Annotated in this window: 11 protein-coding genes; 9 read left to right on the top strand and 2 right to left on the bottom strand. The window is 71.5% G+C overall.

Translation table 11 applies throughout. The features are described from left to right. The first annotated feature begins 646 nt into the window (after positions 1–646). The 5 genes from OHB04_RS01375 to OHB04_RS01355 all read left to right on the top strand — a co-directional run bounded on the left by OHB04_RS01375 (position 647) and on the right by OHB04_RS01355 (position 4909). Positions 647–1285: an RraA family protein gene (locus tag OHB04_RS01375; protein ID WP_326806552.1), complete on the top strand. Its 639-nt coding sequence runs from the start codon at positions 647–649 to the stop codon at positions 1283–1285. Then, on the top strand, positions 1282–2349 hold the full coding sequence (locus OHB04_RS01370; RefSeq protein ID WP_326806551.1) for a D-2-hydroxyacid dehydrogenase: 1068 nt from the start codon (positions 1282–1284) through the stop codon (positions 2347–2349). The genes OHB04_RS01375 and OHB04_RS01370 overlap by 4 nt, the downstream gene beginning before the upstream one ends. A gap of 20 nt (positions 2350–2369) precedes the next feature. After that, the gene (locus tag OHB04_RS01365) at positions 2370–3140 is read left to right on the top strand and encodes an SDR family oxidoreductase (RefSeq protein ID WP_326685908.1); all 771 of its coding nucleotides are present in this window, start codon (positions 2370–2372) and stop codon (positions 3138–3140) included. A gap of 14 nt (positions 3141–3154) precedes the next feature. Further along, on the top strand, positions 3155–4204 hold the full coding sequence (locus OHB04_RS01360; RefSeq protein WP_326806550.1) for a zinc-binding dehydrogenase: 1050 nt from the start codon (positions 3155–3157) through the stop codon (positions 4202–4204). A 270-nt stretch (positions 4205–4474) separates the two neighbouring features. Continuing rightward, positions 4475–4909, top strand: coding sequence for a pentapeptide repeat-containing protein (locus tag OHB04_RS01355; RefSeq protein WP_326685906.1), 435 nt, complete (start codon positions 4475–4477; stop codon positions 4907–4909). Positions 4910–4987: 78 nt separating this feature from the next. Here OHB04_RS01355 and OHB04_RS01350 read toward each other — a convergent pair whose 3' ends face one another. Further along, positions 4988–6379 (bottom strand): DUF4832 domain-containing protein, encoded by a 1392-nt coding sequence (locus OHB04_RS01350; RefSeq protein WP_326806549.1) that lies wholly within the window; start codon positions 6377–6379, stop codon positions 4988–4990. A gap of 234 nt (positions 6380–6613) precedes the next feature. Next, positions 6614–7582, bottom strand: coding sequence for a LysR family transcriptional regulator (locus OHB04_RS01345; RefSeq protein WP_326685904.1), 969 nt, complete (start codon positions 7580–7582; stop codon positions 6614–6616). A gap of 170 nt (positions 7583–7752) precedes the next feature. Between OHB04_RS01345 and OHB04_RS01340 the strand changes: the two genes are divergently transcribed. From OHB04_RS01340 to OHB04_RS01325, 4 genes are all read left to right on the top strand, one after another. Then, on the top strand, positions 7753–8925 hold the full coding sequence (locus OHB04_RS01340; protein WP_326806548.1) for a PrpF domain-containing protein: 1173 nt from the start codon (positions 7753–7755) through the stop codon (positions 8923–8925). Positions 8926–8978: 53 nt separating this feature from the next. Then, positions 8979–10232 (top strand): SLC13 family permease, encoded by a 1254-nt coding sequence (locus tag OHB04_RS01335; protein ID WP_326806547.1) that lies wholly within the window; start codon positions 8979–8981, stop codon positions 10230–10232. Between the two features lie 206 nt (positions 10233–10438). Next, on the top strand, positions 10439–11950 hold the full coding sequence (locus tag OHB04_RS01330; protein ID WP_326685901.1) for an FUSC family protein: 1512 nt from the start codon (positions 10439–10441) through the stop codon (positions 11948–11950). A gap of 296 nt (positions 11951–12246) precedes the next feature. Next, a complete protein-coding gene (locus OHB04_RS01325) occupies positions 12247–13356 on the top strand; it encodes a lactonase family protein (protein ID WP_326685900.1) in 1110 nt (369 codons plus the stop codon). The last annotated feature ends 155 nt before the right edge of the window (positions 13357–13511 follow it).

Genomic DNA, 13511 nt, shown 5'->3' with positions numbered 1-13511 from the left:
GCGTCCGGCTGAGGTACAGCGCCAGAGTCAAGTTGCGACTCGAGTCGCGAATGAGAATAGATTCGCATTCTGAAGACGGTCAAGGGTCTGCGTTGCCCCGAAGTCAACCTTGCGATTCCATCGCGTTTCCGCCCGGACCGGCGGCACCTCCGAGGCGGTGCGGGGTCGGCCGTGGCGGCCGTCGGTCACCCCGGCGACCCCGGTTCGACATCGCGGAGGAGGGTGCGCTCCCACATTGCACGACGCCTCCGCCCCGCCGTGCGACCGCATCGCCCCGGACCGGGGGCCTTGCCCCCGGGGGGGGGCACCGCCGGAGGCCGGTCTCGCAGGCCGCCTCTTGTCTTGCGCCGTGGATGGATGCAGACTGACTCTCGCAAAACGCGAAACGTTTCGCATTTTCTTGACGGGACGGGATGCTCCATGGCCCTCTCCACCAGAACATCGGGGGCACCGCCCCGTCGGCGGCCGGTTCACAGGGCAGGCAGGGGCCGACGGGCGAGGGGGCGGCTCGCCTCAGCCGCAGCAGGCCCGTACGGCGACGTCCCGAACCCGCTCGCCCGCCCCTCGCCGCCCCGACCCGTGCGCGAGCAGACGCCGGAGGCCTCCCCGCCCACCCTCCCCACCGACACACTTGAAGGAGCCTGCGATGACCGAGGACAACGTGCGCGTGAACACCTCATGGGAACGCGTGGAGGGGGATGTGCTCGATCAGTTCCGCGCCCACTCCGTGGCCAACCTCGGTGACGCCCTCGACCGGCTGAACATCACCGACGGCGGCATCGCACCCATCTGGAACGGCGCCACCGCCGTCGGTACGGCGCTGCCGGTCCTGACCGTCGCGGGCGACAACAAGGCCGTGATCACGGCGCTTGAGCACATCCTTCCCGGTGACATGCTCGTCATCAACGCCTTCGGATATGAAGGCCGCGCCATCATCGGCGACAACCTCGCCCAGCGGTTTGCCGCCTTCGGTGCCGCCGGGGCGGTCGTGGACGGATACGTACGCGACGCAGCGATCATCGAGAAGCTCGGCGTCCCGGTCTTCGCCCGCGGGCTCACCCCCGCCGGGCCGTTCAAGAACGGGCCGGGCACGATCGGCGAACCGGTCGCCATCGGCGGTGTCGTGGTGAACCCCGGTGACATCGTCGCCGCCGACGGCGATGGCGTCATCGTCATCCCGCCACACCGTGCCGAGGAAGCGCTCAAGGCGGTCGAGGAGATCGTCGCCCGTGAAGTGGCGCTCGACGCCGAGGTCGAGGCGCTGCGGAACAGGGACGCTCGATGACTGCCCGGGAGCGGGAGCCGGGGCGGCTCCGTGTCGCGGTCGCCGCACCGCTGTCCACGGAGAACCGCGCGCGCATACGGGAACTGGAGCCAAGGGTCGACCTCGTGGTCGACCACTCGCTCCTTCCTCCGATGCGCTGGCCCGCGGACTTTCCCGGCGATCCGAACTGGCAGCGGACTCTTCAGCAGCAGCGTGCCTTCGAGGCCGCCCTCGACTCCGCCGACGCCCTCTATGGCATTCCGGACGTGGACCCGGCCGCGCTGGCGCGAGTCGTCCGTGCCAATCCGCGTCTGCGCTGGGTACACACCATGGCCGCGGGCGGAGGCAGCCAGGTGAAGGCCGCAGGGCTCCGCGCCGACGAACTCGACCGGGTGCGGTTCACCACTTCGGCCGGTGTACACGGAGCGCCGCTCGCCGAGTTCGCCGTCTTCGGCGTCCTCGCCGCAGCCAAGAACCTCCCCCGTCTCAACCGCCAGCAGCGCGACCACGAGTGGAGCGGCCGTTGGACGATGCGGCAGGTGAGCGAGCAGACCGTGCTGGTGCTCGGCCTCGGCGGCATCGGCCGCGTCGTCGCCGCGAAGCTCCATGCGCTCGGCGCCAGGGTGATCGGCACGAGCAGAAGGGACGTCAGCGTCGCCGGTGTCTCCGCCGTGGTGAGCCCCGACCGGATCGCCGAGGTGGCGCCCACGGTGGACGCCGTCGTGAACACGCTCCCCGGTACGGAGGCGACCGAACACCTCCTCGGCAAGCGGTTCTTCGGCGCTCTGCGGCCCGGCGCGTCCCTCGTCAACGTCGGCCGCGGAAGTGTCGTCGACGAGGCCGCCCTGGCCGACGCACTCGACTCCGGCCACGTCGGCTTCGCGGCGCTGGACGTCTTCGAGACCGAACCTCTGCCGGCCCACAGCCCGCTCTGGGACCACGACAACGTGCTGGTGAGCCCGCACACCGCCGCGCTCAACGCGGCGGAGGACCGCCTCATAGCCGAACTGTTCGCCGCCAACGCCACCCGGCTCCTCGACGGAGAGCGCCTGTTCAACCAGGTGAACACCGTCGAGTTCTACTGACCAGGAAGACACTCCCGCACATGACCTCCCCCTTCGACCTCACCGGCAAAGTCGCCCTGGTCACCGGATCGAGCCGCGGCATCGGACGCGGTCTCGCCACAGGACTCGCGGACGCCGGGGCCACCGTCGTCCTCAACGGCGTGGACCCGGACCGCCTCGAAACGACGCGCAGGGCATTCGCCCAGCGCTTCGGCGAGAACCGTGTCGCGGCCCGGGCCTTCGACATCGTCGACGAGGACGCGGTGGCCCAGGCCCTCGCCTCCGTCGAGTCCGAAGTGGGCGCCATCGACGTCCTGGTGAACAACGCCGGCGTCCAGCACCGCGAACCCCTCACCGAGGTGAGCCTCGACGACTGGCGGCGGGTGATCGACACCGACCTCACCGGCGCCTTCGTCGTGGGCCGCCACGTCGCCAAACGGATGCTGCCGCGCCACGCCGGAAAGATCATCAACATCTGCTCGGTCCAGACCGACCTCGCCCGCCCCACCATCGGCCCCTACACGGCGGCCAAGGGCGCCCTGCGCAACCTGACCCGTGTCATGACGGCCGAATGGGCCGGCGAGGGGTTGCAGATCAACGGCATCGCCCCCGGCTACATCCACACCGAGATGACGCAGAACCTCGTGGACGACGAGGAGTTCAACGCGTGGATCCTCGGCCGCACGCCCGCCAGGCGCTGGGGCACGGTGGACGACGTGGTCGGCCCCACCGTGTGGCTCGCGTCCAGCGCGTCCGACTACGTCAACGGCCAGGTCGTCTTCGTCGACGGCGGCATGACGGTCGTCGTCTGAGAAGGGATACGTCCATGACCACCAGCACCACCACCGCGGTCGTCGCACACCGCGCCGACGACGTCAGGGTCGACAGCGTCCCCGTGCGGTCCCCCGAGCCCCACGAGGCGGTCGTCGCCCTCGCATACGGCGGCATCTGCGGCTCCGACCTGCACTACTGGCGGCACGGCGCCGTAGGGGAGTCCGTCCTGCGGGCACCGATGGTGCTCGGCCACGAGGTGGTCGGCACCGTGCTCCGGGCAGCGGCCGACGGCACCGGCCCGGCCGCCGGCACCGAGGTGGCGGTCCATCCGGCGAGGCACGAGGACACCGATGTCCGCTTCCCCCGTGACCGGCCCAACCTCTCCCCAGGAGTGCGCTACCTCGGCTCGGCTGCGCGGTTCCCCCACACCGAGGGGGCCTTCGCCCGCGAGGTCGTCCTCCCCGCGGCGATGCTGCGCGCCCTGCCCGAGGGGATCGACCTGCGTATCGCCGCCCTCGCCGAACCCGCCGCCGTCGCCTGGCACGCCGTGTCGCAGGCGGGCGACCTCGCCGGCAAGCGCGTCCTGGTGGTCGGCAGCGGTCCCATCGGCGCGCTCGCCGTCGCGGTGGCCGCGCGCGCCGGCGCCGCCGAGATCGTGGCGGTCGACCTGCACACGAAGCCCCGTGAGATCGCGGCCGAGGTCGGAGCGACCCGGACGCTCGACGCCGCTGACGCCGAGGGCATCGCCGCCGTGGACGCGGACGTGGTGATCGAGTCCTCCGGTAACCACCGTGGTCTCGCGTCCGCGATCGCGGGCGCCACCCGGGGCGGAACGGTGGTCATGGTCGGTCTTCTGCCGGGCGGCGACCAGCCCGTGCCGATCGCGCAGGCCATCTCCCGGGAGCTGCGCATGGTCGGCTCGTTCCGGTTCAACGACGAGATCGACGAGGTCATCGCGGCGATCGCCGACGGGTCCCTGCCGATCGGCCCGGTCATCACCCACTCCTTCCCCCTCGACGAGACCCTGGAGGCGCTCGCCGTCGCCGCGGACGCCTCGGTATCGGGCAAGGTCCTGCTTGCGTTCCGAGAGGGCGATGGGTGAGTTGATGTCCGGATCCCGGCGAGGCCGGGGCGGGGCTGCTGGTCGCGGGGCTCGGCCGGCCTCCGCTTCGTGGCGAAGCAGGTGGAGCCGGCCTCGGCGCGCACATCGGGCTGGGCGAGGCGTTTCGGTTTGGTCCGGGTGCCTCCGGTCCACGGGCAGCGTGGTGGTCTCCAGCAGGTGCTGGGCACGGCGGATGCGCTCTTGCCGGAGGTCGTCCGGCTGTCCGAAATTCGAGCGACGGCGGCTGAGCCGGCTGACACGCTGACGTACATGGCCAAGCCCTTGACCGCGAGACAACGACTTGCCGCCCTTCGCGGCCATGTGGACGTGCACGGTGAGGACTTCACCGGCCAGGACCTTGCCTCGGCCCGCACATCGGGGCTGCGGTTCACCCGCTGCTCGTTCGCCGGGGCCGATCTACGCCACGCCACCCTGGACGGGTGCGGCTTCAAGCTGTGCGACCTCAGCGACGCGGACCTGCGCGGGGCTTCACTGCGCGGGGTCCGCCTGGCCGGATGCGATCTGAGGGGCGCTGACCTGCGCGACACCGATCTGACCGACGCCAGGTTCGGACACGTGAACACGGGCATGCCCCCGCACGGGCTGACCAACGTCACCGGTGCTCGGTTCGAGGGAGCGACTCTGCGCGATGTTCAGGCGGAAGGCGTCATCGGGTGGCCGCGCGAGCACGGCGGGAACGAGTAGGGCTTTTCCCGGCGGCTCATCGGCCTGACGTGAGTGGAGCCGCCGGAAGCGGCGGCCCCACCCGGCGTCGGGGGACGGTCAGTTGACAGTGACCTTGTGCAGGAGGTCGTTCATTCCGCTGCTCTTCTCCCAAGTGTCCTCGTTGGCCAGCCGGATCGCGTAGGCGGCGCGGTCGGGGAGGCGTGGGTCAGGGAGGTTCAGGAGCAGAGAGTAGGTGCCCTGCGCCAGGTCGGCAGGCAGGGTCACCTTCTCGTCGAGGGTGGTCGTGGTGCCGGGCTGCCAGGTGCGGGGGTCGTTGTCGAGGGCCAGGCGGTGGAGCTTCCCGGTGGCATCGTTGCGCAGCACCAGTTCGACGTCACGCGGGTTGAAGGGGGAGGCCCAGCCGTCGTTCTTGACGCTGACCTTGACCGGGAGGGACCCTCCGGGTGCTGCGGTGTCGGGATAGCTGCCCTTCTGCAAGGTGAAGCGGTAGCCGAGACGCCGGGTGAGCTCGTCCCAGCATCCGCCGCTTTTCCAGTCGGCGAGGACGCCGGGGTGATAGTCGGCGTTGAGGTACGACCAGTGGAAGCCGGACAACTCCTCCAGGGCGGTGGGGCAGCTGGATCGAGGCGGGTTCTGGCCGCAGGTCTCGCCGCCCATGGCCAGGTACTTGGTCTCGTCCTTCAGGTAGGGGTATTCGACTGCCGGGTCCTCATAGGTGCCGAAGTCGTCCGGGCTCGCGAGGAAGCAGTCGTTGTGATGCCCGAGACGAGCACGCGCGGAGCCGTCGTACGCCTGCGTGGGCGGCAGCGGGTCCGGGGAGTACAGAGTGCGCTTGAACTTGGGAGTGCGCAGCTGCACCATGCGGTCCTTGGGCAGGACGGTGAGGAGCTTGTCGACGACCGCCTTGCGGTTGGCCCAGTCGGCTTCGCTGACAGAGCCGGCGTTGCCGAAGTTCTGCGTGTAATACCACTCGCCCCAGGCGCCGATGAACCCTCCTTGCATGACCGCGATGACGTCGCTGTTGTCGCGCAGGATGGGGGCGAGCTGGTCCAGATGGGCCAGGACGCGGTCCTTGGGGGCGTCGTCACCGTCGGTGGAGGTGGTGTAGGCGAAGCGCAGGACCATCTTCAGACCGGCGTCGCGCACGGTGGCGAGCTGCTCCCGCAGTTGGGTGAGTGCGGCCTGGTCGATGGGGCCGGACTTGAACTCGGCCAGGTAGAAGACGCACATCACCTGCGAGATGCCCTGGTTGTCGCGGTAGTCCGCGAGCGTGTCGGGAGAGAAGTCGTTCTTGTCGCAGTCGCCGGTGTGGTGGTACAGGCCACGTTCGGGGTTGGCGAAGTTGGCCGTGGACGGCGTGTACGTCACCTCGCCCGCGGCGGCGCTGTCAGCCTTGGTGTAGACGTGCGCTCCGTAGGCCGCGGAGGTGCTGAACAAAGCGGCCAGGACGGCTAAGACGAGGGCGGTTCTGTGGGGGGATCTCACCATGACACTCTCCTGTTTCCGGCCGGGGGCCGTGGGAAGTGGGGGGTCGTGCCGGCTGCGTGGGGATGCGTCGTCCAGTGTGAGGACGGTGTGGTCGATGCCTTCGGTGAACCGGCGCGGCAGCACGGCGAAGACGGGCAGTGAGGCTAGCAGGGAGCCGGCCATGAGGATCAGGTAGCCGGTGTGGCCCTGGCCCTGCGGAGCCGCCGGTACGGCGGCGAGGTCAGGGGTGCCGCGTCAGGCGCGGCCCTGACCGCCCCTCGGCACCGCGCCGAGCTGCGTGCGGTCCAGGCCGGCGCCGGTGAACTTCTGCGCCACGGCGCTCAGGACGCGGGCCATGGCCTGGGCGGGTGGGGTGGGGGCGCGGGACGCGGTGCGGGCGAGCAGGATGCGGCGGGTGGGGGCGGGCACGTCGGATCCGAAGGGGAGGAGGCGGACGTCGCTGCGGCGGTTGGTGAGGGCGAGCCGGGGGGCGAGGGCGACGCCGAGGCCGGCGGCGACCATGGCCTGGGCTTCCTGGTAGTCGTGCGAGGCGTAGGCGATGCGCGGCTCGAATCCGGCCCGGCGGCAGCTGCGGCGCAGGACGTCGGCGACGGGGTGGTTGTCGGCGCGGATGATCCACTCCTGGTCGGCGAGGTCGCCGAGGCGCGGCGAGGGCAGGGCGCGCAGCGGGGAGTCGGCGGGGACGACCAGCACGGTCGGGTCGTCGACGAGGTGGGTGAGGGCGAGGGCGTCGTCGTCCACGCGGTTCCACTCGTAGTCCCACAGCAGTGCTTGCTCGACCTCTCCCGTGTGCAGCATCTCCCGCAACTGGCCGAGGACTCCGGCGTGTACGACGGTCCGCACCCCGGGGTGGCGGCGGCTGAACCGGGTGAGGGCGAGCGGCAGCAGCGAGGCGCTGGCGGTGGGGAAGGAGCCGAGCCTGAGCGTGCCCTGGTCGAGGTCGGCGAAGGACTCCAAATCGGCCTCGGCGGCGCCCAGTTCGCGACGGACGGCCCGGCCGCGGTCGGCCAGCGCCGCGCCTGCCGGGGTGGTGCGGATGCCGCGCGGCAACCGTTCGATCAGGGGCTGTCCGGCCTCCCGCTCCAGCAGTGACATCTGCTGGGAGGCGGCGGAGGTGGTCATGCCCATCGCCTCCGCGGCGGCGGTGAGCGAGCCGCGCTCGGCGGCCTCGGTGAGCAGCAGCAGTCGACGCACGTTGAGCATGCCTGACACTTTAGCTGACCTAAAGGAAGGTGAAGGAATCTGCCATTGTGCCCAAGCCACGCGGGTGCGAAGGTCTTCGCATCGCCTGGGCGGTTCACCAGGGCGCCACACGCTCGTAACCGTCCGCCCGGCGCTCTCCTTCCCCACGTGACTCAGGAAGAGCCTCAGCTGTGCACACTCCCGCGACCCTGGTACGCGGCGGCACCAGCAAGTGCTGGTTGTTCCGTCAGGTCCATGTCCCCACCGACCGCAGCGAGCTGGAAAAACTGCTGGTCTCCGCGTACGGCTCCACCGACCCGGTGGAGCTGGACGGGGTGGGCGGAGCGACCCCGACCACCTCCAAGGCTGCCGTCGTCAGTGTCTCTCCCGAGCCGGGTGCAGATGTCGACTACCTGTTCGCGCAGGTCGGCATCGGCACCGGCACGGTGGAATGGGCCAGCAACTGCGGCAACTGCGCCACCGGCATCGCGCTGTACGCGGTAGCAAAGGGGCTGGTACCCATCACCGGTGACCACACCCGCGTGGTGATGCGGAACAGCAACACCGGCGCGGTGCTGGAAGGCGTGGTGGACACCACGGGCGGCATGGTGCACGAGTTCGGCGACCAGACCGTGCCCGGCACCCGGGCCGGCGGCGTGGCGGTCGGCCTCGCCTTCCTCCGTCCGGCCGGCGGCTCCACCGGCTCGCTGCTGCCCACCGGACGGGCGGCCGATGAGTTGCGGCTCGGCACCGCCGAGCCGCTGCGGGTGAGCATGGTGGACGCCGGCGCCCCCGTGGTCCTCGTGGACGCGCGCCGCGCCGGCCGCACCGGCACCGAGACCCTGGAGCAGCTGCGCGCCGACGTGCCCTGGCTGCGCGGGGTCCGCCACACCGCCGCGCCGCTGATGGGCCTCCTCGAGCCGGGTGAAGAGCCCGGCGACGCGGTGCCCAAGGTGGGCCTGATCGGCCCCGCGGAGCCGTACACCACCACGCTGGGTGAGCCGGTCGCCGCCGAGGACTACGACGTCTCGGTGCGCATGCTCTCCATGAACGCCCCCCACCCGGCCATCGGCCTCACCTCCGCTGTCGCCGTCGCAGCCGCGAGCCTGCTGGAGGGCTCCGTCGTCTCCCGGGCCGCCGCCGGACCGGGCGGCGAGTGGCTGCGGCTGGGGACCCCCGCCGGCGTCGTGGCGGTCCGCTGCTCGGACATCCGCGACGGCATTCCGACCCGGGTCACCGTCCAGCGGGCAGCCCGGCTGCTCGCCGACGCGCGCATCTACGTACCGGAACCAGGAGCACGGACTCCCAGGCCGGCACGCATCCCACCTCGGGCGAACGGCCTCCAGCCGTCCGCCGCGGGGTAGCCTCGCGCCCCTTGGGGCGCGGTCTCCTGTCCCCTCCTGCACCGAGGACAAAGATGTCTCCTGAAGTGATCTCCATAGGCGCGCTGCTGGTGATGTTCGTGGTGGGCACCGTGCTGCCGATCAACCTGGGCATTCTCGCCTTCGTCGCGACCTTCGCCGTCGGCACCGCCTCGCTCGGCCTCACCGAGGACGAGATCTTCGAGGGCTTTCCGGTGGACCTGTTCGTGACGATCGTGGGGGTCACGTACCTCTTCTCCGTCGCCAGCCGCAACGGCACCATCGACCTGCTCGTCACCGCGGGGGTGCGGCTGGTCCGCGGGAAGGTCGCGCTCATCCCCTGGGTGCTGTTCCTGGTGGCAGCCCTGCTGACGGCGTTCGGCACCTTCACCCCCGCCGCCGTCGCGCTCCTTGTGCCGATCGGCATGAACTTCGCCTACCGCTACAAGCTGAACCCGCTGGTGATCGGCATGATGGTGATCAGCGGCGGCCACGCGGGCGCGTTCTCGCCGCTCGCTGTCTCCGGTGCGCTGGTGCTCGGCCTGGTCGACAAGACCGCGCTGCACGTCTCTCCCGTGACGCTGTTCGCCGCCAGCTTCGTGATCAACCTGCTGCTGTCACTGCTCACATACATGCTGCTGGCCAAGCGCCCCGTCCCGCCGGCCGAGCGAGACGAAGCGACGGCCGACGACGAGGAGCCCGCCGTCTCCGGCATGCCCGACTGGCGGCAGTGGCTCACCCTCGCCTGCCTGGTCGCCCTCGTCGTCGGCGCGCTCGGCTTCCAGCTGGAGGTCGGCTTCCTGGCCCTGGCCGCGGGCGCACTGCTGGCCCTGGTCGACATGAAGCGGCAGGAGAAGGCCGTCGACGGCATCAGCTGGCCCACCTTGCTGCTGGTCGGCGGCATGATGACGTACATCGCCATGCTGGAGAAGGCCGGGATCATCGAGGAGATCTCCGAGCACACCGCCAAGCTGGGTGCCCCGCTCGTCGTGGCCCTGCTGCTGTGCTTCACCGTGGCCATCACCTCGGCCTTCGCCTCGTCCACCGCGATCCTCACAGCGATCATCCCCCTGGCCGTGCCGCTGCTGCTCTCCAGCCACCTCAGCGCCGCCGGACTGATCGCCGCCCTCGCGGTGTCGACCACGATCGTCGACACCTCCCCCTTCTCCACCAACGGCGCCTTGGTCCTGGCCAACGCACGCGGCGTCGACACCCGCCGCTTCTACCGCCAGATCATCGGCTACACCGGCAGCATCGTCGCCCTCGGCCCCGTCGTCGCCTGGGGTGCCCTGGTCCTGCCCTGGTCGTAGCGCAGGGCGACGACGCAACGACGGAGGGCCGCCGCGCGCGATCACCCTCGCGACGGCCCTCCGTCCCGGCCCTCCGTCCCGGGGCTTGAGCTCTTGTTGCACCAATGACCTCCCACATGCTGAGATGAGTATGTCGATGGCGCTGCGGATCTCCGCGGCGCCTTTCTCATGTCGTGCGCCACCTGCGCGGAAAGGGGCGGGGCAACTTGCTGAAGACGGCGTTCGTGGCACCGGATCCAGGGCGGGTGCGGCTGCGGTTCGCTTCCCGGGCCGTGCTCGGGGTCGGGCTCGCTGTCGCGTTGTGCGGCCTGGCCGGGCATCCGCTGGCGGCGGCGATCACCGGTGGTCTGGCCGCACTGCTCGCCTTGTTCACGGTGACGGACGCGACCGTGCGTGGCCAGGCTGTCACGACCGCGCTCCTTCCGGCTGTCGGGCTTCCGGTGCTTGCCCTCGCGGCGGTGCTGCACGATCTACCCGTAGCCCGTGACCTGGCGTTCCTCGCGGTCGTGGGGGCCGGGGTCTACGCACGGAGATGGGGACCGCGCGGGCACTCGCTCGGCGTGTTCGCGTTCATGATCTTCTTCGCGGCCCAGTTCCTGCACGCCGCGCCCGGTCAGCTTCCGGAGCTGTACGAGGCTGTGCTCCTCTCGCTCGCCGCGGCATCGGCGGCGCGCTTCGGAGTGTGGTGTTACGAGAGGCGGCTGCCGACCCCGGTGGCTGTGGCCGCGCCGACCGGGGGGAGGGGGCTCGCGAGGATCACGACGCGGCAGGCGGTGCAGGCGACAGCGGGGGCGGGCTTCGCGCTGGCCATGGGCCAGGTGCTCTCCGATCAGCGGTGGTACTGGGCCGTGGGCGCCACATGGTGGGTGTTCGTGAACACTACTTCGCGCGGCGAGACGCTCGTGCGTGGCTTCCGACGGTTCCTCGGGACCGCCCTCGGAATCGTGATCGGCCTCGTCGTCGCCGTGCCGCTGCACGGGCAGCCGGTCGCGACCGCGCTGATCGTCGCTCTCAGCGTCTTCGGGATCTTCTATACCGCCGCCGTCTCGTACACCTGGATGATGCTCGCGGTCACGGTCATGGCGAGCATGCTGTACGGACTGCTCGGCGTGCTCGACCCGGCGCTGCTCGCCCTGCGGATGAGCGAGACGGTGGTCGGCGCGCTGGGCGCCGTGTTCGCCGTTCTCGTGGTCCTGCCGGTGACCACGCACGCCATTACGGACGCCTGGGTCGAGCGGGCGCTGCACTGCGTGCGTGCCTGCGCCGCGGAGTCCGCGGCACGGCTCGCGGGGGACGCGTCCGCCGATCCGGCGCCGCGCGTCGCCGAACTGGAGTCGATCCTCGGTCGCGTACGTCTCTCGCTCGCGCCGCTCATGCATCCGTTCAGCCCGATGCCGGCGCGCAAGGGCCGGGCGCGGCACGTGCTCGCGCTGCTCGACGACTGCGCGGGTGAGGTGCGCGGGCTCGCCTCCGTCGCCGCGGACCCCGAGGCATCGCACGACGCCCGGCTCGCCGCCGCCTGCTGGCGCGTCGAGGCCGCCGTAGAGGCCCTCACCGATGCCCCGACGACGGGTCCTCGCCCCCAGCCCGGCACGGCGACCGTCCCGCGAGACGCCGGCCCCGAACCGCACCTCGCTCACCTCCACGCCCTGGAGCAGGCCCTGCTCGAGCTGGCCGTTCCCCTTCGAGGATCCCGTCGAGTTCCGGTCCGCGCCTGAGCGGGCGCCTTTCCTCGCAAGCGGGCGCCTTTCCTCGCACGGGTCAGAGCCCTGTGTTCGGGCACTCGCGCCGGGAGGGGCGGCCGAGGGCCGCGCAGGCCCACCACGCGGCAGGCGAGGCCCGCCGCACGCGCTCCAGAGGTCTTGGCCCGCGGCTTCGCGCTCGCCCCGCTCGGGGAGACCGCCGGCGTCCGCGCACCGGCGCCCCCTTGGTGTCAGGACCGCCTGTTACGGTCGTGCCCCAAGTCGGGACGACGGGTTGGTACTGCGAGCTGGAACGGCGAAGGGGCGGTGCGGTGACCGACGGCACGGAGCGGCAACAGCTGGCGTACATCGGCTCGTTCACCTCGGCCGGGGGCCGGGGCATCACCACGGCGGCCGTCACCGCCGGGACCGGAGCGCTCACGGCGCTGCACCACACGGAAGACGCCGTCGCCAACCCTTCGTTCCTGACCCTGGCACCGGGCGGCAGAGTTCTCTACACGGTCAGCGAGACCGACCCGGGCGCCGCCGCGGCACTGTCGCTGCCCCCGCCCGGTTCCGAGACCGGCGCCACCGCTGAGAGCGGGCCGAGGCTGCTGGGCGGCGCCGTGCCCGTGGACGGGGCAGCGCCCACCCATGTGGCGCTCGCGGCGGGCTGCCTCTACACCGCCAACTACGGGTCGGGCGATGTCAGCGCGCTGCCCCTGCGTGCCGACGGCAGCCTCGGCGGCCAGGTGCTCCTCCACCCGCACACCGGTCGGGGGCCCAACGAGGAGCGCCAGGAGGGCCCGCACGCGCACGCCGTCGTACCGGATCCCTCGGGGCGGTGGCTGCTGTCCACCGACCTGGGCACCGACTCCGTGTGGATCTACGACCTCCGTGGCCCCGAGCACGGCCTGCGCCTCCACCGCGAGATCCCGCTGCGCCCCGGAACCGGCCCGCGTCACCTGGCCTTCCACCCGCGTCCTGCGGGGGAGGAGCAGCCTCCCGGAGGCTCGCGGGCCTACGTCATCAACGAGCTGGACCCGACCGTGACCGCCTGCCGCTGGGACGCGGAGGACGGCACCCTGGAGCCGCTGGGCGAGACCCGGCTCCTCCCACGGGAGCACAGGGGCTCGGACAACTACCCCTCGGCGCTGGCCCTCTCGCCGGACGGCCGCTTCGCCTGGGCCGCGAACCGGGGCGTCGACAGCATCGCCGTACTGGCCCTCACCGCCGACGGGCTGCCCGAGCTGCTCACCACCGTGCCCTGCGGCGGGCACTGGCCACGCGACCTGGCCGTGCACCCCTCGGGACGCTGGCTCTACGCCGCCAACGAGCGCTCGGGGGACGTCACATGGTTCGACGTCGCCCCCACGGACGGAACGCCGCACCGGGCGGGCTCCCTCACCGCCCCTGCCGCCTCCTGCGTCCTCTTCGCCTGACCGCGTTCTCCCTCTCGGACGGGACGGCGCGCCTGACGAAGCGGGCGCGCCCGAGCGGGTGTGACCGGCTCGTCCGACGGGGCGGCCAGGCCGTGGTGCCGAGGACTGCGCGGAGAGGGCCCCAGAACGCGCTGTGCGGGCGGCAGAGGCGCGGC

Source organism: Streptomyces sp. NBC_01775, assembly GCF_035917675.1.
In the GTDB taxonomy this organism is placed as follows: Bacteria; Actinomycetota; Actinomycetes; order Streptomycetales; family Streptomycetaceae; genus Streptomyces.
The sequence above is the reverse complement of the archived record's forward strand: the minus strand, read 5'-3'. Positions and strand labels throughout refer to the sequence as shown.